The sequence below is a fragment of the Halobellus limi genome, assembly GCF_004799685.1.
Lineage (GTDB): Archaea > Halobacteriota > Halobacteria > Halobacteriales > Haloferacaceae > Haloquadratum > Haloquadratum limi.
In genome coordinates, this window is sequence record NZ_CP031311.1 from 2,556,514 (window position 1) to 2,573,487 (window position 16,974).

The window sequence follows — 16,974 nt, forward strand, 5'->3', positions numbered from 1 at the left end:
CGGCCGGGTCGCTCCGGCGATCGGTCCCCCGCGAAATCGCTCGACTGGGAGACCGTCCTAGCTGTTCAGCGACGATCGGACGCGGGACCCGAGCGTGACGAGTACGATCAGGACCCCGATCCCCGCGAGCTTCAACGAATACGTCGACCGTCGCTTCTCGAGGAACGCGTCGCCGGGCGCCGCCGGATCGACGTACGCGGTGACCGTCTCCCCGGATTCGTACTCCTGGGCGAGCGACTGCGCCTTCGAGTGAATCTCGTACTTCGGGCTCACGTCCGACGGGAAGATCCGGTCGCCGGTGTACGCCGTGCCGTCGTACCGGTACTCGAAGGACACGGTCGGCTTGTGGGACTGGTCTCCCTTGCTGGTGACCGTCTCGACGTCGGTCTCGACGATCGTCGCGTCCACGGCCACCGCGTCTTCGATCGCGTCCGACTGCTGGGTGTAATCGTACGCGCCGTACCCGGCGAGGCCGGTTCCGACGAGGAGCAATACTGCCGCGAAGAACGAACTGGGACCGATTGTGGAGGGCACAGATTTCGGTGAGTGAGACTCCTTATAATTATGACGCTTCCACCCCGCGGCAAAGCGAGGACATATACCGCATCGCGCGCCAGAGTCGCGTATGAAGCAGGCCATCGTCGCGCGGACGGACCTCGGGATGGGCAGGGGAAAGCTCGCCGCGCAGGTCGCACACGCGTCGCTGTCGGCGTACGAGGACACCGACGACCGGACCAGAAAGGAGTGGAAGGGCGGCGGGCAAAAGAAGGTCGTACTGAAGGCGGACGGCGAGGAGACGCTGTTTCGACTGGCCGACGAGGCCGAGCGGCTCGGGCTGCCGAACGCGATCATCCGCGACGCCGGACACACCCAACTCGACCCCGGCACGGTGACCTGTCTGGCGGTCGGCCCCGCCCGCGAGGAGGACGTCGACCGGGTGACCGGCGACCTCTCGCTGTACTGAGCTGAGGACGGGAGCGCGGAGACCGGACGGATAGACGGGAGCGGCCAAACGACTTACCACGGGTCCGTACGGAGGAGGTGCAAATGAGGGATTTCGCGGACGAGCGTGTCGACGGCGCGCTCGCGCAGGTCGTCGACGGGATGGGCGACGCCGTGGTCGTCCGCGAGGTCGCGAGCGGCGAGGTCGTCGCCGCCAACGGGGCCGTCGAGGACGTGTTCGGACACGCTCCCGCGGACTTCCGCGAACTCGACGCCGAGGCGTACGCGGCCGACCCCGAGCGTGCGGGCGACGCGCGGGCCGCGGCGGATCGAACGGCACGGCAGGGCGGCGTGGGGAGGTTCCGCTGGGAGGCCGAACGGCGCGACGGCACGACGTTCTGGGCCGAATCGAGCGTGTCGTCGACGACCGTCGGCGACCGGGAGTACCTCGTGGACGTCGTCCGCGACGTGACAGAGCGCGCCGAGCGCGAGCGCGACCTCGAACGGTTCGCCGAGATCCTGACGCACGACCTCACGAGTCCGCTGAACGCCGCGCGGGCGCAGGTGAAGATCCTGCGCGGGGAAGTCGCCGGCGGCGAGGAGTTCTTGGACCGCCTGGACCGGGTGCACGACCGGATGGAGTCCATCATCGGCGACGTCCGGACGCTCGTCGGCGACAGGCATCGGGAGCCGGATCTCGGACCCGTCGATCTGAACCGCGTCGTCGTCGGCGCGTGGGAGGCCGTCGGCGGGGGCGGCGAGGAGGGCGAAGCGACGCGCGCGGACGACGCCGGCGGGAGCCTGATCGTCGACGGCGACCTCGGGACGGTCGAGGCCGACGACGGACGAGTGTGCCGGCTCTTCGAGAACCTCTTCGAGAACGCGATCCGACACGCGGGCGACGACACCGACTGCGTCACGGTGACGGTCTCGTCGATCCCGGGCGGGGTCGCCGTCGACGACGACGGATCGGGGGTGCCCGAGGCGGACCGCGAGCAGGTCTTCGAGTACGGATACACCACCGGGGACGGCGGGACGGGGTTCGGTCTCAACATCGTCGCCGCGACGGCCGAGGCCCACGGCTGGGACGTCGCCGTCGGCGACTCCGAGGCGGGCGGGGCACGGTTCGAGATCACCGGAATGCGGGAGTCCGACGAGGGGAGTTGACGGGCGGTCGCACGTCCGTGCGTTCCCGACGAGGAGTGAACCGGAGCGACCTTACTCCCGAAGGGCGAAGCCGAGGGCAACCAGATGCGCGAGGCCCACCCTCTCGAACGGCGCGTCGGCATCGAGCACTACTACAGCGACGCCGACGGGACCGGCGGCCGCCTGCGGTCGACGCCCGAGGACTTCCGCGTCAGGGAACTGGAGGCGATGGACCCCGCGCCCCTCGACGCCGACACGGGCGATTACCCGCACCTGCTCGTCCGGGCGACGCTGCGCGGATGGGACACCAACGACTTCGCCCGTCGGCTCTCGAACGCGCTGGGGATCAGCCGCGAGAGGGTCTCCTGGGCCGGTACGAAGGACAAGTACGCGGTCACGACGCAGCTGTTCTCGCTGGAGGGCATCGGTCCCGAGGAACTCCCCGACATCGACGACGCCGACGTCGAGGTTCTGGGCCGAGTCGGACGCCGGCTCCACTTCGGCGACCTGGCGGGCAACGCCTTCGAGATCCGCGTCCGAGACGCCCACGTCGCGCCGGTCGAGGAGATAACCGCGGAGCTGCACGCGCGGGGCAGCGGAGCGGGCGCAGAGAGCGGTTCGGTGCACGCAAGCGGCGGAGACGGCGATGGGACCGGCGTCGACGGCGACGAGGCCAGCGTCGACAGCGACGGGGCCGATATCGAGGTCGCCGTCCCGAACTACTTCGGTCACCAGCGCTTCGGGAGCCGCCGCCCCGTCACCCACGAGGTCGGCCTGTGCGTCGCCCGCGGCGAGTGGCGCGAGGCGGTCCTGACGTACGTCGGCAACCCCTTCGACGCCGAGCCCGAGGCGACCCAGGAGGCGCGGGCGTTCGTCGACGAGCAGGCCGAGACGGACGATCCCGACTGGGGGCGGCGCTGGATCGGATGCCCGGCGCGCTCCGGTTCGAGCGGTCGATGTTGCACCGCCTGCACGAGGACGGCGACGGCGGTCCGGAGGAGTGGCGACACGCCCTGGAGGCCGTCCCGGAGAACCTCCAGCGGTTGTTCGTCAACGCCGCGCAGTCGTACGCCTTCAACCGGATCGTCAGCGAGCGGCTCTCCCGCGGTCTCCCCCTCTCCCATCCGGTCGAGGGCGACGTCGTCTGCTTCGCCGACACCGACGCGCCCGGGGGACTCTACCGTCCGGACACCGACCGTACGCAGGTCGCGACCGATCGTCGCGTCGACGTGATGCGACGGCACTGCGAGCGCGGCCGGGCGTTCGTGACCGCGCCGCTGGTCGGCGTCGAGACCGAGTTGGCCGACGGCGAACCCGGCGAGATCGAACGGGCCGTCCTCGACGACCTCGACCTCGAACCGGGCGATTTCGATCTTCCCGACGCGTTCCACTCGACCGGCACGCGACGCGCGGTCCTGCTGCGGACGCGCGTCGAGACCGACGTCGATCCCGACGAGGACGCGTACGACCTCTCGTTCTCGCTTCCCTCGGGGTCGTACGCGACCGTGCTGCTCAGAGAGTACCTGAAGACGAGCCCGACCGAACTGTGAGCCGTCGACGTCCGTCGTCGGCCGTGACGCGCCGCGTTGGACCGCCGTCGGTCCCGTCGCGAGCGGGCGGACGGTCACGGGCGGACAGCCAGGGTCGAATCGATCGATAGCCGCGCTTTTATTTTCCCGTCGCCTTCGCCCGCTATGGACTGTCGGCGGTGCGGCACGCCCCTCGAACGACCGGGCGACTACTGCCTGGTGTGCGACACCGCCAACTGCGACGCCGTCGTCGTCGACTTCGAGCGCGACCGCGCGGAGTTGACGATGCTCGACGGCGAGGAGGTCGTGGGGAAAACGACGCTGACGACCGTCCCCGAGGACGACCCCGAGTCGGAGACCGTCGAACTGCGGAACTTCGCGGGACGCGTCGCCGACGACGTCCGCCGCAAGCGACCCGAGACCGTGTTCGCGGCGGGGAACCGCGACGTCCTCAGAGAGACGAGAGCGCAACTGCACCACGAGTTCTATCGCGTCGCGGCCGACGACCCCGTCGAGCGCGTGCTGGAGCGCCGCGGCGAGCGCTCGCTGGAAGTCGTCGAGACGCCGCCGCGGGAGAAACTCGGCGGGTCGCACTCGACGCTGATCGGCGGGCGGAACGGCCGGCAGGCCATCGGCGTCGTCGCCGACCACCCGCACGTCAAGAAGGTCGTCCCCGGCCCGATCGACGCCGGCGGGATGGGCTCGCAGACGGGACTCAGAGCGAAGGTGACCCGCGCCGACGACAACGGCAACGTCCGGCTGTTGCTCCGGGACGGGTCGAGCGTCCAGGAGAACCGGATCGTGACGACCGCGATGGACAGAGAGACCGGCGAGTTCGTTCGCGACGACCTCAACGAGGCGCTCACCGAGGCCGAACTGCGGGACGAGTGACCAGTATGAGCGCGTCGGTGGAAGCGGGCTGTGAGCGCGTCGCGACGAGCGAGGGGCGGCGTGCCAACCGCTATTCGAGATCGCCCGACCGGATCGCGCCCTCGGCTGCCGACAGCGCCGCATCGGGATCGAAGTCCCCGACGATCGACTCCAGTTCCTCCCGCGACGCGTCGCACAGCGCCTCGGCGTGCCGGGTGACGTTCGGGACCGCACGGAGGATGTTGTCGACGATCGGGACCGCCGCCGCCTGGGCCGACCGCGACAGCGGGTTCAGATCGATCACGATCTCGGATTTCCCCATCGCCGCGAGCGCCTCCGCGCGGTCGCCGTCTTCGAGGGGGACGAGCACGACGTCGGCCGCGCCGATGCCGTCGGCGTCGACCTTCGAGCGCTCGTGTTCCAGCCCCGGGATGCGCGCGTCCGCGGTCAATCCCTTGATCTCGACGCCGGCCGCCTCGGGGTCGTGCTCGTGGAGGTGTGCGGCGATCGCTTCCATCCGCTCGTCCGTTCGATTGAACAGGTTCACTTCGACGTCGGCGTCGACCGCCGCGGCGAGTTCGACGATCTCGCCGGGGACGAGCGCCGCGACGTTGCCGTTGACCGAGAGGACGGGGCGGTCGGCCAGGAGCAGGAGCGCAGCGGCGGCGCGGGCGGCCTCGTCGGCCGATTCGATCGTTCGCTCGCCGAGGAGGTAATCGAACGCCTCGCCGCGGCCCTCCGCGATGAGCCCCTGTTTGCTCGTGATCCCCTTTTCGACCCCCTCCTCGATGCGGTGTCGCGTCAGGAGCGACTGGTAGCGGGGGTGGCTCTCCGGGACGTCGATCTCGCTCATACCCCGAGATCGACCGGCCGGGCGAAAAGCGGGGCGGTTTTGATTCGCCGATCTCGCGTTCGGCGGCGGTGCGGTCCGCTCAGCGTTCGAATCGATCGAGGCGGGGCGGCCGGAGCGTCGCCCCCGTCGGATGCACCGCACAGACCTCGGGGTCGTAACCGGCCGAAGAGAGGCCGTCGCCGAAGGCGAAGGCGGTGTCGCCGAGCATCGCCATCGCGGCGTCGCCGCCCTCGGCGCGGACCGCCGCGACGGCGTCGGCGACGCGGTCGGTGAGGAGGTCCGCCTCGCGGGCGAACCGCCGCGAGAGTTCGACGAGGCGATCGGTTGTCGGCTCCGCCCGGAGGTCCGCCAGCGCGCGCTCGCCCGCGGCGGTCAGCGTGCTGGTGTCCCCCGAGAGGACGTCCTCGGTCGAGACCGACCCGAAGGAGATGTACTCGACGCGGGGACTGGCCGGGATCCCGTCGAGACGGCCGTGCTCCGGCGCGCCCGGTTCGAGCCGGATGGGAAGCCCTCCGCGGGCCTGTGCCACCACGTCGCCGAGACCGGTCCCCGCCTCGACCTCCGCGGCGTGGGCGAGGCCGACGAGTTCGTTCTCGCTCCGACTGCGACCGTAAGCGGCGTTGACGGCGTAGGCGGTCCCGAGCGCCATCGCGCCCGAGACGCCGAAGCCCGCCCCCAGCGGCAGCGGCGTCTCGGCGACGACGCGGGCGTCCGACGCGTCGAGATCGTCGAGGACGGCGGCGACGGGCGCGACGTCGATCGGGTCGCCGTTCAGCGTCACACCGACGTCGTTTCCGTCACTACCGCGGACGACGCGGACGTCGACGCCGTGCGAGAGCGCGACGCCGGCGCCCCGGGAGCCGGCAATCGAGGAATCCTCGTCGGGATGCGCGCTGAAGAAACCGGTGACGTGTCCGGGCACGAACGCCGCCGCCTCGTCGGTCATTGCCGTCGATTGCGCGTCGGCCGTTAAATCGGGCGCGGTTTCGGTAGCCGGCGGGGATCCGCGGCGGCCGGTCGTCCACAGGTTCAAATACGATTACGTTATAATACAACGTATACGTGCCGTCGATAAGCGCCCGCATCCCCGACGACGAACGGGACGAACTGGAGGAGGTCGCCGCACTCCTCGGGGAGGACAAGAGTACGACGATCAGGAAGGCCCTGGACGAGGGGCTCAAAGAGCTGCGAATCCGCGTCGCCGTCGAGCGCTACCAGACCGGCGAAATCTCCGTGACGGAGGCAGCACGCATCGCCGGCGTTCCGCTCGCGGAGTGGCTAGATATCTGTCGAGAGCGGAATCTGACGACGCAGCTTTCGGCGGCCGATCTCGAACGCGACGCCGAGGCGGCGCGAGATCTGTAGATGGATATCTACGTGGACGCGACGACGCTCATCGCCCTAGAGAGCGTCGGCGAACTGGAACTGCTGACGAACTTCGACGGCGACCTCGTGATCCCGCAGGCGGTCACCGACGAAATGAGCGAGGGGCGCACGGAACGGAACGTTCAGGGCTGCTCCGGAGGGATTCGGTCTCGGTGAAGACCGAGACGAGCACGGACGGCGGGCACCAGCGGAGCGCGATGGACGTGCTCGGCGAGGCGGAGCGAAACGGCGACGTCGCGATCGTCGCGGCCGTCCTCCGAGCGCGCGAACGGGACGAACCGATCGCCGTCGTCTCCGACGACCGACGCGTCAGGACCGTCGCCGACGGATTCGACGCCACCGTCACCGGCACGATCGGCGTCGTGGTCCGCGCCGTCGACGAGGGAAGAGCGCCCGACGAGGCGAAGTCGCTCGTGCGACGTCTCGACTCGAACGGACTGCATCTGACCGGTGAACTCCGCGAGACGGCCGATCGACTGATCGACGAAGCCGCCGAGGAGGACTGACCCGGCCTGGTATGCCGTCGCCCACGGTGACAGACGCTGCCGGTCTGACGAGACTCGCTGGCGCTCGTCTCGTCGATTCGCCACGTCTTCGTCCTACGGACTCAGGCGTTGCCTGTCTCGCGGGAACAGCACCGCCTCGCGGATGTTGTCGAGGCCGAGCATCGTCATCACGAGCCGCTCGCCGCCGAGGCCCCAGCCGGCGTGCGGCGGCATCCCGTATTTGAACATCTTCGTGTAGTAATCGAACTGCGCGGGGTCGAGCCCCTGCTGCTCGAAGCCCTCGACGAGGTGCTCGTAGCGGTGCTCACGCTGCCCGCCGGAGACCAGTTCCATCCGCGGGTGCATCATATCGAAGCCCGTCGAGAGCTGCGCGTCGTCGTCGTGGTCCTTGATGTAGAAGGGCTTGATCTCCGAGGGCCAGTCGGTGATGAAGTAGTGCTCGCCGACGTCGTCGCCGAGGGCGCGCTCGCCCTCGGTGGGGAGGTCGTCGCCCCAGACGAGCTGCTCGTCGAGTTCGCCCGTCGCGTTGATCCGCTCGATGGCCTCCTCGTAGGTGAGCCGCGGGAAGTCGCCCTCGGGGACCTCGAACGCCTCGTCGAGGCCGAGCAGTTCGAGCTGACGCTCGCAGTTCTCCGCGACGCCCTCGTAGGCGCTCTTGACGACGTGCTCGCAGGCGTCCATCGCCTCGGTGTGGTCGACGAACGCCGACTCGAAGTCGATCGACGTCGCCTCGTTGAGGTGCCGCGGCGTGTTGTGCTCCTCCGCGCGGAAGATCGGCCCGATCTCGAAGACGCGTTCGAGGCCGGAGCCGACCATCAGCTGCTTGAACAGCTGCGGCGACTGGTTCATGAACGCCTCCTCCCCGAAGTACGTGATCGGGAACAGCTCCGTGCCGCCCTCGGTGCCGGTTGCGACGATCTTCGGTGTGTTGATCTCCGTACAGCCCAGGTCGCGGAAGGCGTCGCGCGCGGAGCGGAGGACCTCCGAGCGGATCTCGAAGATCGCCTTCACTTCCTCTTTCCGGAGGTCGAGCGTCCGGTTGTCGAGCCGCGTCGAGAGTTCGGCGTCGACCTTCCCGGAGGGGTCCAGCGGCAGTTCGGTGTCGGACTCCGCGAGCACCTCGATCGACTCGGGGACGATCTCGACGTCCGTCGGCGCGCGCGGCTCCTCCTTCACGTCGCCGGTGACGGTGACGACGCTCTCGCGAGCCACGCCCAGCCCGGTCTCGACGAGTTCGTCGTCCATCGAGTCCTCCTCGAGTTTGATCTGGATCTTCCCCGATTTATCTCGAAGAATGAGGAAGGCGATACCGCCGAGGTCCCGCACCTCGTGGACCCAGCCGGCGACGGTGATCGCCTCGCCCGGCTCGGCGTCTGCCGTGTAGGTTCTGCCTTTCATACCCGGTGTTTCCGTCCGCCCGGTCTTAAAAACGGTCGGTTCGGTCGCGGAGTGTGTCGTTCCCGCACGGGAGACCGAACGTTGAGGGGTGCTCGTCGTCCGAACCCGTGCGGACCGCACATTCGGGCGGTCGGTTCCCGCTTCCGCGCCATTTTTAACGTTCCCCGGGAGACGTACCTGCAATGACCGGGCCTTGGACGGAGTGGGACCACGTGCTGAAAGTGGACCCGGACAAAGACCTCGTCGACGGCGAGACGTTCGAGGACGTCTGCCGGACGGGGACTGACGCGATCGAGATCGGCGGGACGCTCGACATCACGACCGAGAAGATGGAGCGGGTCGTCGACGCGTGCTCGCGCTACGACGTGCCGCTCTACCAGGAGCCCTCGAACCCCGGCGTCGTGATCGAGTCGGACGACCTCGACGGCTACCTCATCCCGACGGTGTTCAACGCCGAGTCCTCCTTCTGGGTCACCGGCGCGCACAAGGAGTGGGTCCGGATCGACGGGCCGCTCGACTGGGACCGGACGTACACCGAGGCGTACATCGTGATGAATCCGGACGCCTCGGTCGCGGAACTGACCGAGGCCGACACCGACCAGACCGCCGAGGACGTCGCCTCCTTCGCCGCGGTCGCCGAGAAGATGTTCGGCCAGGAGATCGTCTACGTCGAGTACTCGGGGACGTTCGGCGACACCGAGAAGGTCTCGGCCGCCCGCGACGCCCTCGACGACGCGTCGCTGTTCTACGGGGGCGGCATCGGCGACTACGACGCCGCCTACGAGATGGGCAAACACGCGGACACGATCGTCGTCGGCGACCTCCTCCACGACGAGGGCGTCGACGCCGTCCGCGAGACCGTCGAGGGCGTCAAAGACGCACACGCCGAGGCGCTCGTCGAGTGAGACCGCCAGGTGTCCGGTCCCCGCGACGTTCCGACTAACGAGCCGCGTGATTTTCTGAACCACCGACGGCGTCCCTTCGAGAGGGACGGCTGGACGCCGGAGCGAGTGGTGATCCCCGTCGCAGAAACCTCTATCCGGGTCCGGAACGGGGGAGGAATATGGACACCGAGCGGGAGAAGATGCTGCGAGGGGACCGCTACGACCCCACTGACCCCGAACTCGTCGCGGATCGGAAGCGGGCACGGCGGCTCACGAACCGGTACAACCGTACGGAGGTGAACGAAGACGAGAGACGCCGCGAACTGCTCGCGGAACTCTTCGGGACGCTCGGCGAGGAGAGCTACGTCGAGCCGCCGTTCCGCTGTGACTACGGGTACAACATCCACGTCGGCCCGGGGTTCTTCGCGAACTTCGACTGCGTCGTTCTTGACGTCTGCCGCGTCGAGATCGGACGGAACTGTATGCTCGGGCCGGGCGTCCACATCTACACGGCGACGCACCCGCTCGACGCGAGCGAACGGGTCGAGGGACTGGAGTACGGGAAGCCGGTCACGATCGGCGACGACGTCTGGATCGGCGGGCGGGCGGTCGTCAATCCCGGCGTCACCGTCGGCGACGACAGCGTCGTCGGTTCGGGCGCGGTCGTGACGAGCGACGTCCCCGAGGGCGTCGTCGTGCAGGGCAACCCGGCATCGGTGGTGAGGGAACTGTAGTCGCGTCCGCCGGAAATCGTTCGACGGGATCGCGCGACTAGCACGGCCGGGCGCGCAATCGGATGCAGACGCCGTCAGCAGACCATCCAAACGCCGTCAGCGGATCACCCTTCAACTGGCACCGTCAGCGGATCACCCTTCGACTGGCACCGTCAGCGGATCACCCTTCGACTGGCACCGTCAGCGGACCACCTTCCGACCGGCACCGTTGCCGCCACCGTCACCGTCTCGTGGGACCGTCTCCGCGTCGCCTCATACCGATTACTCTCACTTTTCGCCGCCGAGCGCTACCCCCGCGGCGCTCGGCGGGAAGAGACGAGAGTACTCATCATCAGAGTCAGTCGTCGTTCGCCGTCTCGCTCCCGTCTTCTCCTGCATCGTCGGCTTCCTCGGTCGCGTCGCCGGTCTCTTCCCCGGTCGCGTCGCCCGCCTCCTCGACGGTGATGCTCACCGGTCCGGTGTCGGTGGCGTCGCTGGTGTCGTCGGAGCCCCCGAGTCGGCTGTCGAGGTTGAACACCGTGTTCAGTTCCGACTGGACCTGCTCGGCGACGCTGCGCACGAGATCGCTCGGCGCGATGGCGGTGTACTCGTAGGGGTTGTTGCCCGCGCCGGCGCTCTCGCGCTTGCGACGCGCGACGGTCTCCTCCTCGTGGAGTTCGGCGAGCGCCTCCCGGACGGTGCTCGGATACAGCCCCGTCCCGTCGGCCACCTCCTCGCTCGTCGAGTGGGGGTTCTTGCGCAGGTACACGTAGATCCGCGCTCGGGTCTCCGTGTCGAGGAGCCACGCCAGGAGGTCGACGATCCCCTCGTCGAACTCCGAGACGGCGCGGTCGGCCTCGGCCTCCAGTCGCGCTCGCGCCCCCGCCTCGGAGTCGGCGTCCTCGTCGCCCCCCTCGATAGCGTCCTCGAAGTCTATGCGGCTCCCGTCGCTCTCGTCGGTGTGGTCGTCAGGAGACATCGTGTTCTACCCGAAAGGTCAAAACTCGGCGGGCAAAAGCCTTTCTCAGACCTCACTCCAGACAGAGCGCCTCACAGAGCGCGTCGAACCCGGACTCGCGGCGGAGGCGTCGCTGCCGCGCCGTGCCGCTCTCCGCGTCGAGGAGTCGACGCAGTGCGTCGGTCCCGAGGCGGTCGGTCTCGGCCGCGACGAACTCCTCGAGCGTGATCGTGTCCTCGCAGTCGCGCGTGATGAACTCCGCGTCGCGACCGTAGCGCATCGCGTGCCACTTGTTCGCATCCAGGATCTCCCGCCGGACGTCCGTCCCCGGCTCGCCGTCCTCGTAGCGCGCGGCGAGGTCCGCGACCAGGGCGTGGACGTACTCGACGAACGCGGCCGTAGCGGCGGGATCGGTCTGGGCGTCCGGCGTCCGGACCTCGACGGTCCCGTGGCCGGTGTGGGGCCGGACGTCGTACCAGAGTTCGCCGCGGTCCTCGATCGAGCCGAGTTCGACCATCCGGCGCTCGAAGCGCTGGTAGGCCGCGAAGTCCTCGAAGTGCGTCGGCATCCCCGTGTTGGGAAGCGCCTCGAAGATCTTCGCCCGGGCGGAGGAGAGCCCCGTGTCGTATCCGCACCAGAACGGGGAGTTCGCCGACAGCGCGAGCAGCGGCGGGAGGTACCACCGGAGTTCGTTCGCGATCCAGGTCGCCTTGTCGGCGTCGTCGACGCCGACGTGGACGTGGAGGCCCGAGGTCGTGTTCCGGTGCTGCGGGTACTGGATCCGATCCAGTTGGGATCGATACCGCGGTTTCGTCGCGTGATCGAGTTCGTACCACTCGGCCGTGGGGTGGAGACCGGCCGCCGCGATCCGGTAGCCGTGTTCGGCCGCGTGGTCGACGAGCGCCGCGCGGACGTCGCGCACCACCGCTTCGACGCCGCCTGCGTCCTCGATCAGCGGCGTCTGCGTCTCGATCGTGAACTGAAACAGCTCGTGGTCGATTCGGTCCTCGAGGATCCCCGTCGGTGGGTGATCGTAGACGAGATCAGAGATACCCGACGTCGGGCGACCCCGCTCGTCGACGATGTAGAACTCCTCCTCGACGCCGAGGGTACCCATCCGGTCGAAGGCGTCCGCCGACCCTAGCTCCATCGCCCCGTGGTTTGCGGCGGCCGATTAAATATGTCGCGGGCCGCGGCGAACGCCTCGCCCATCCGCGGTCGCGGGCTCCGACTCACCGCGGGTCGGCCGCGTCGGCGCGTGGCTCGGCGACGACCGCGAGGTGGTCGTCGTGGAAGCGGTCCAACCGTCGGGTTTCGAGGATCTCGTACCCCTCGCGGAGTTCGTCGAGGGCGTCCTCGAAGACCGTCTCGGGGTCGTCGAGGACGTCCTCGCTGCGGGCTTTGATCGCCGCGAGCAGTCGGCCGTCCGGCGCGAGGAACTGCCGGTTGCGGAGCGCGACCGTCGCCTGCCCCCTGGTCGCGACGTCCTGGACGACGCAGTCGAGGTCGCCTTCGACGACGTGCGCGTAGGTTTCGGGGTCGCGGGCGTCCTTCAGGAGCGGGAAGAGGTTCGGCCGCGACTCCGCGACCGAGAGGAGGTCACGCGTCGGCCGCGGCGCGAACTCGACGGCGTACGTCGGCCCCGCGAAGTCAGCGACGTGCGAGACGGTCGTCCCCGAGGCCGCCCCGAGGTAGAGGACTCCGTCGCCGCCGTCGAGACCGACGTCCATCTCTAACTCCAGCATCGCGCCGAGTTTCGAGCGCCCGGCGTCCCACGCCCGCCAGCCGTCGGCGTCCTGCGGTTCGCCGTACACCGGTTCCCCGCGGGTGGCGAGTCGCTCTCGCCCGTCGAACCGCCGCCGTTCGACGCCGACCGGGAGAGTGAGACTCATTCGCCGACCTCCCGTTCGCGGATCGTCCGTATCCGCTCGTCGAGGTCGTCGTGGACGGACTGTCTGTACTCGCCGGAGTAGTGATCGATCCGGGCCGCGATCGCGAGCTTGCCGGCGAACGCCCGCGCGGCCGACCCGCGGTTCTCGGGGTGGGTCCCGCGGACGTGCTCGTGGGTGAAGATGACGCCGTGCTTCGGCGAGGAGCCCCGTCCGCGGAGGTGCGCGAAGAGCGCGTCCTCCGCGCCCAGCACCTGCACCGTCCCGGCGGGTTTCTTCGCCAGCGACTCCAGTCCGCCGGCGAGAGAGAGCAGCCGCGCGGCGAGGACCGGACCGGCCATCGCGGCCAGGTTCGGGGCCACCTCCGGCGCGTGGGACTCGACGAACGATCGGAGTTCCGCACGCTCGTCGTCGAGGTCGACGACGCGTTCCGCGAGCGAGACGACCCGCTCTTCGGCCGGCGACTGCGGCGTCCATTCGGCGACCGCACGCGCCCCGTCGATGCCGCCGAGGTCGTCGGTGGACCGACTCTCGTCGTCGGAGCCGGACCGCTCCGCGAGCGACCCGGCCCACTCGGCGAGTCGCTCGGCGAGTTCGTTCGCGGTCCGTTCCGCGTCGTCCATCGCTCTGATGGCGTGCGTGAGCTGCTGGTCGTCCGCCCGCTCGCGGGACCGGACGGCCTCACGGGTCGCAGCGAGCGTCGCCTCGTGGAGGGCGTCGTAGTAGTCGTCCTCGTCGGTCGCGAAACCCGACTGGACGGCCCGTTTCGGCCAGTTCTGAGGCTGGTCGGCTCCTCCTTCGGCAATCGCGGTTGCCGCCGCTTCGAGGTCGCCCGGATCGAGGCCTGTGAACCATCCCGTGTGTTCGGGATTCGAACCGCTCATAGGGGTCCTTGATGACGGACTCGTATATGTATTCGCGAAAGGCGTGGGAAATCTACGAGCCTGTTAGAGACTCAGAGAGAGATTATCGTACCCGACGATGACCTCTCCCTCGAAGACGTCCGCGGCCGCTTCCTCCATCTGCCGCAGGTCCCTGTACGGGAGGAGATGAGTGAGAACTAACGTGTCTACGCCGGCCTCGGCTGCAATCTCTCCCGCTTCACGCGCCGTACAATGGGTTTCGTGGAGCCGGTCCCACTGTTCCTGTGGATACGGTTCGGTAAGGCGGTCCCACACGAAGCCGTCCGAGCGGTACTCCTCGTCAACCGGCCCTAGACAGGCGTCTTGGACGAGGACGTCGGCGTCAGACGCAAACTCTGCGATTTCTGGTATCTTCCTACTATCAGCCGAAAAGACGAAAGTGTTCCCGGACTCTTTCGAGGTGAACCGATACCCGTAGGTCTCGATCGAGTGGTCGACAGGTAAAACGTCCACACGGAGCTGCTCGTCCTCCAGACGGAATTCCTCGCCGACGATTTCAACGCCGATGTCGTCTATTCCCGACGTCGAATACTCCATCTGCTTGCGATACTGAATGTCCTCGTCGTAGATCGTGTACAACGATTCCAGAAGGTGATCGGTTCCCTCGGGCCCATAGACCGTCAGATCTGTACGCCCCATCGACCAGCTTGATATCACGAAATTGTAAAACTCCGAATTATGATCGATGTGGTGATGGGTAAAAAACAGCTCCTCGATCTCACTGATATCGGTCTCGTTTTCGAGTAACCGGTGGACGGTTTTTTGTCCACAATCGATCAGAATGTTTCTCTCCCCTAGAGTGAGGAGAATAGCTGTGCCACCCCGTTCGAGGGTCGGTACTGGTGAGCCGGTGCCCAGAAGTGTGATTTTCATATTGTGTGATGATTTTCTGATTTTTACTGCAGCTATGCTACTTTCCGACGTTCAAGTTTTCTCGGGTCGTCCTAACTTCGGATATCAGCTGGTATACGAGCACGATACCTGCGATACCGATGATTGCGGCAGGTACCGGGGCAGAGACGACGGCGAGTTGATCGCCGCCGGCCGCCTGTACGGCTCGCAGATAGTACGTTTCCAAGATCGGACCCAGAATGAACCCGAAAACAACTGATATCGGCGAGTATCCGAGTTTCCGCATCGTGAACCCCAAGATACCGAAGACGATCACTGCGATGGAGTCCAAGCCGCTGAAATTGTTGGCGAATCCGCCGAGGACCGCCAAGATAACGATCATCGGTGCGATGATCTCGACCCGTATCTCGACGATGTTCTTGATTAACGACGACAGCGAGTAGCCCACGAAGAGCATCACGATGTTCGCGAACAACAGCGCGAGTACGACACCGTACGCGAGTTCCGGCGTTTCGACGAACAACTGGGGGCCAACGCGGATATTTTTGAGTTGTAACACTCCCAGTAGAATCGCTGCAGCGATACCTCCGGGGACACCGAGAACCAACGTGGGAATGAGCGTGGCCGCCGTAGCGGCATTGTTCGAGGATTCCGCAGCGATGAGTCCTTCGATCGCACCCGTCCCGAAGTCCTCTCCACGTTTAGAGAACGTCTTTCCGACGTAGTACGAGACGAAGTTGGCGACGATCGAACCGGCACCGGGAACGAGTCCGATCCCGATGCCGATCGCCGACGAGCGGAGGACTGAGACCGGGCGTCGAACGGTCTCGAGGATACCCCGGTTCATATCCTGCAACCGCCGTCGGAGTATTTTGCCCGTCGATGTCTCGAGCGACTCCTCGGTCTCTTCGTCGTCCTCTTCGATGCTGCCACCTTGGTACAACAGCATCATCGCCTCGCTGATCGCGAACAACCCGACGATCAGCGGAATCATCGGAATTCCCTGTTCGAGGTAATCGACACCGAAAGTAAAGCGTTCGACGCCTCTGAACGAACTGTATCCGACGACAGACAGGAGCAGTCCGAAGGCCGAGGCGACGAGGCCTTTGAGCATCGACCCGCGCGAGACGATAACGAGAATTACGACGCCGGCGAGACCGATTGCGAACACGACGCTCGGGCCGATCTGGAGTGCGATCCGTGCGAACGGCGGTGCGATCAACAGCAGCGCGAGGACGCTGAGTATCCCGCCGATAATCGACGACGCTAGCGTGACGCCCAACGCGAGGACGCCGTCGCCGCGTTTGGTCATCGGATAGCCATCGAACGTCGTGACAGTGGAGGACGGATCTCCCGGCGTATTGATGAGAACGGCGGTCACCGATCCCCCGTAAACGCCCGCCGGATAGACCGACGCTAATAACACGACCGCGGGGAGCGGATCCATCGCAATCGTCAGCGGGAATAGGAGCACGATACCGATCACGGGCCCCAATCCCGGGATGACCCCGATGATAAATCCGAATACGACCCCCACGACTACCATCAACAGTACCTCCGGCGTGAGGACCTGTGCTAACGCGTCAAGGAGGATGTTCGTTGTTGCCATTTTTCAGAATAGCCTGAGTGGAATTCTGATCAGAATCCCGAACACGACGTACACGAAAGCAAATAACGTGACTGTACTGAGTCCCAGTCTCTTCGGGTCGCGAACGCCCAGTGAGTACGCGGCGCCGACGTAACAGAACACGACCGCCAACAGAACGTTGAACGTCCCAAATGCGAAGAAGACGGCCGTCCACAGGCCCATCATCACGAGCCGTTTGACTCGCACGGGGAGCGGAAACGCACTCGCCGAACCGATTAGATGTCTCATCACCTCGTCGTCCGTCGAGGCGAGGAGGTCGGGTTTCACGAGGCGAGTAATCACCTCTTTCACTACCAGCCCGACGGCGGCGACGATCCCGATATGGATAACGACGGACGGGAAGATCCGGGGGGTTCGACTGAACGCAGTCGAGAGTTCGCGGAGGTAGAGGAGCACCCCTAACGCGAGTGCAGCCGAGAGGACTGATCCGTATCGGAACAGCTGTGACTCAACCGACTGCGAACGCGTCTCGCCGGT

19 protein-coding genes and 1 pseudogene are annotated in these 16,974 nt (G+C 67.0%); 9 read left to right on the forward strand and 11 right to left on the reverse strand.

The genetic code is table 11. From position 1 onward, the window contains the following. Positions 1-57: 57 nt before the first annotated feature. Positions 58-534 carry a DUF3592 domain-containing protein gene (locus DV707_RS12670; RefSeq protein ID WP_235010760.1) on the reverse strand — a complete coding sequence of 159 codons (477 nt, stop codon included), beginning with the start codon at positions 532-534 and terminating at the stop codon, positions 58-60. A gap of 91 nt (positions 535-625) precedes the next feature. On the opposite strand from DV707_RS12670, the gene pth2 reads away from it, so the two are divergent. The 4 genes and pseudogenes from pth2 to DV707_RS12690 all read left to right on the forward strand — a co-directional run bounded on the left by pth2 (position 626) and on the right by DV707_RS12690 (position 4,508). After that, positions 626-964: a peptidyl-tRNA hydrolase Pth2 gene (pth2, locus tag DV707_RS12675; protein WP_103991355.1), complete on the forward strand. Its 339-nt coding sequence runs from the start codon at positions 626-628 to the stop codon at positions 962-964. An 83-nt stretch (positions 965-1,047) separates the two neighbouring features. Continuing rightward, positions 1,048-2,109 carry a PAS domain-containing sensor histidine kinase gene (locus DV707_RS12680; RefSeq protein ID WP_103991354.1) on the forward strand — a complete coding sequence of 354 codons (1,062 nt, stop codon included), beginning with the start codon at positions 1,048-1,050 and terminating at the stop codon, positions 2,107-2,109. Between the two features lie 84 nt (positions 2,110-2,193). Continuing rightward, positions 2,194-3,638 (forward strand): annotated as a pseudogene (gene truD, locus DV707_RS12685) (tRNA pseudouridine(13) synthase TruD). A gap of 144 nt (positions 3,639-3,782) precedes the next feature. Further along, entirely contained in the window at positions 3,783-4,508 is a 726-nt protein-coding gene (locus DV707_RS12690) for a DUF2103 domain-containing protein (protein WP_103991352.1), read from the forward strand. A gap of 70 nt (positions 4,509-4,578) precedes the next feature. Here the strand turns inward: DV707_RS12690 and DV707_RS12695 are convergent, their stop codons facing one another. Together DV707_RS12695 and DV707_RS12700 are read right to left on the reverse strand one after the other, a co-directional pair. Beyond that, on the reverse strand, positions 4,579-5,340 hold the full coding sequence (locus DV707_RS12695) for a 4-phosphopantoate--beta-alanine ligase (protein ID WP_103991351.1): 762 nt from the start codon (positions 5,338-5,340) through the stop codon (positions 4,579-4,581). A gap of 79 nt (positions 5,341-5,419) precedes the next feature. Further along, complete coding sequence (locus DV707_RS12700) at positions 5,420-6,286, reverse strand: pantoate kinase (RefSeq protein ID WP_103991350.1); 867 nt, start codon at positions 6,284-6,286, stop codon at positions 5,420-5,422. Between the two features lie 116 nt (positions 6,287-6,402). Between DV707_RS12700 and DV707_RS12705 the strand changes: the two genes are divergently transcribed. Genes DV707_RS12705 through DV707_RS12710 form a run of 3 tightly spaced genes read left to right on the forward strand, consistent with a single transcriptional unit; the run spans position 6,403 to position 7,232 of the window. Further along, a complete protein-coding gene (locus DV707_RS12705) occupies positions 6,403-6,705 on the forward strand; it encodes a UPF0175 family protein (protein ID WP_103991349.1) in 303 nt (100 codons plus the stop codon). Beyond that, positions 6,706-6,882 (forward strand): hypothetical protein, encoded by a 177-nt coding sequence (locus DV707_RS18995; RefSeq protein WP_235010759.1) that lies wholly within the window; start codon positions 6,706-6,708, stop codon positions 6,880-6,882. Further along, the gene (locus DV707_RS12710; protein WP_235010758.1) at positions 6,879-7,232 is read left to right on the forward strand and encodes a DUF3368 domain-containing protein; all 354 of its coding nucleotides are present in this window, start codon (positions 6,879-6,881) and stop codon (positions 7,230-7,232) included. Before DV707_RS18995 ends, DV707_RS12710 begins: the two co-directional genes overlap by 4 nt. A gap of 93 nt (positions 7,233-7,325) precedes the next feature. On the opposite strand, the gene aspS is transcribed toward DV707_RS12710, so the two are convergent. Next, the gene (aspS, locus tag DV707_RS12715; RefSeq protein ID WP_103991348.1) at positions 7,326-8,630 is read right to left on the reverse strand and encodes an aspartate--tRNA(Asn) ligase; all 1,305 of its coding nucleotides are present in this window, start codon (positions 8,628-8,630) and stop codon (positions 7,326-7,328) included. 182 nt (positions 8,631-8,812) lie between these two features. On the opposite strand from aspS, the gene DV707_RS12720 reads away from it, so the two are divergent. Together DV707_RS12720 and DV707_RS12725 are read left to right on the forward strand one after the other, a co-directional pair. Then, the gene (locus DV707_RS12720) at positions 8,813-9,535 is read left to right on the forward strand and encodes a phosphoglycerol geranylgeranyltransferase (protein ID WP_103991347.1); all 723 of its coding nucleotides are present in this window, start codon (positions 8,813-8,815) and stop codon (positions 9,533-9,535) included. Between the two features lie 158 nt (positions 9,536-9,693). Further along, a complete protein-coding gene (locus tag DV707_RS12725) occupies positions 9,694-10,248 on the forward strand; it encodes a sugar O-acetyltransferase (protein ID WP_103991346.1) in 555 nt (184 codons plus the stop codon). A 337-nt stretch (positions 10,249-10,585) separates the two neighbouring features. On the opposite strand, the gene DV707_RS12730 is transcribed toward DV707_RS12725, so the two are convergent. From DV707_RS12730 to DV707_RS12760, 7 genes are all read right to left on the reverse strand, one after another. After that, on the reverse strand, positions 10,586-11,206 hold the full coding sequence (locus DV707_RS12730) for a winged helix-turn-helix transcriptional regulator (RefSeq protein WP_103991345.1): 621 nt from the start codon (positions 11,204-11,206) through the stop codon (positions 10,586-10,588). A gap of 52 nt (positions 11,207-11,258) precedes the next feature. Continuing rightward, entirely contained in the window at positions 11,259-12,335 is a 1,077-nt protein-coding gene (locus DV707_RS12735; RefSeq protein WP_103991344.1) for a glutamate--cysteine ligase, read from the reverse strand. 82 nt (positions 12,336-12,417) lie between these two features. Then, entirely contained in the window at positions 12,418-13,077 is a 660-nt protein-coding gene (locus DV707_RS12740) for a fibrillarin-like rRNA/tRNA 2'-O-methyltransferase (protein WP_103991343.1), read from the reverse strand. Beyond that, on the reverse strand, positions 13,074-13,958 hold the full coding sequence (locus tag DV707_RS12745) for an NOP5/NOP56 family protein (protein ID WP_103991342.1): 885 nt from the start codon (positions 13,956-13,958) through the stop codon (positions 13,074-13,076). Before DV707_RS12745 ends, DV707_RS12740 begins: the two co-directional genes overlap by 4 nt. A 63-nt stretch (positions 13,959-14,021) precedes the next feature. Further along, positions 14,022-14,870, reverse strand: coding sequence for an MBL fold metallo-hydrolase (locus tag DV707_RS12750; RefSeq protein ID WP_103991341.1), 849 nt, complete (start codon positions 14,868-14,870; stop codon positions 14,022-14,024). A gap of 37 nt (positions 14,871-14,907) precedes the next feature. Beyond that, positions 14,908-16,458 carry a tripartite tricarboxylate transporter permease gene (locus tag DV707_RS12755; RefSeq protein ID WP_103991340.1) on the reverse strand — a complete coding sequence of 517 codons (1,551 nt, stop codon included), beginning with the start codon at positions 16,456-16,458 and terminating at the stop codon, positions 14,908-14,910. A 3-nt stretch (positions 16,459-16,461) separates the two neighbouring features. Next, positions 16,462-16,893 (reverse strand): hypothetical protein, encoded by a 432-nt coding sequence (locus DV707_RS12760; protein ID WP_160113921.1) that lies wholly within the window; start codon positions 16,891-16,893, stop codon positions 16,462-16,464. Positions 16,894-16,974 lie beyond the last annotated feature (81 nt).

Coding starts and splice junctions, on each gene's coding strand:
- pth2 (WP_103991355.1), top strand. CDS start 626: ATGAAGCAGGCCATCGTCGCGCGGACGGACCTCGGGATGGGCAGGGGA.
- DV707_RS12680 (WP_103991354.1), top strand. CDS start 1,048: ATGAGGGATTTCGCGGACGAGCGTGTCGACGGCGCGCTCGCGCAGGTC.
- DV707_RS12690 (WP_103991352.1), top strand. CDS start 3,783: ATGGACTGTCGGCGGTGCGGCACGCCCCTCGAACGACCGGGCGACTAC.
- DV707_RS12695 (WP_103991351.1), bottom strand. CDS start 5,340: ATGAGCGAGATCGACGTCCCGGAGAGCCACCCCCGCTACCAGTCGCTC.
- DV707_RS12700 (WP_103991350.1), bottom strand. CDS start 6,286: ATGACCGACGAGGCGGCGGCGTTCGTGCCCGGACACGTCACCGGTTTC.
- DV707_RS18995 (WP_235010759.1), top strand. CDS start 6,706: ATGGATATCTACGTGGACGCGACGACGCTCATCGCCCTAGAGAGCGTC.
- aspS (WP_103991348.1), bottom strand. CDS start 8,630: ATGAAAGGCAGAACCTACACGGCAGACGCCGAGCCGGGCGAGGCGATC.
- DV707_RS12720 (WP_103991347.1), top strand. CDS start 8,813: ATGACCGGGCCTTGGACGGAGTGGGACCACGTGCTGAAAGTGGACCCG.
- DV707_RS12725 (WP_103991346.1), top strand. CDS start 9,694: ATGGACACCGAGCGGGAGAAGATGCTGCGAGGGGACCGCTACGACCCC.
- DV707_RS12730 (WP_103991345.1), bottom strand. CDS start 11,206: ATGTCTCCTGACGACCACACCGACGAGAGCGACGGGAGCCGCATAGAC.
- DV707_RS12735 (WP_103991344.1), bottom strand. CDS start 12,335: ATGGAGCTAGGGTCGGCGGACGCCTTCGACCGGATGGGTACCCTCGGC.
- DV707_RS12740 (WP_103991343.1), bottom strand. CDS start 13,077: ATGAGTCTCACTCTCCCGGTCGGCGTCGAACGGCGGCGGTTCGACGGG.
- DV707_RS12745 (WP_103991342.1), bottom strand. CDS start 13,958: ATGAGCGGTTCGAATCCCGAACACACGGGATGGTTCACAGGCCTCGAT.
- DV707_RS12750 (WP_103991341.1), bottom strand. CDS start 14,870: ATGAAAATCACACTTCTGGGCACCGGCTCACCAGTACCGACCCTCGAA.
- DV707_RS12755 (WP_103991340.1), bottom strand. CDS start 16,458: ATGGCAACAACGAACATCCTCCTTGACGCGTTAGCACAGGTCCTCACG.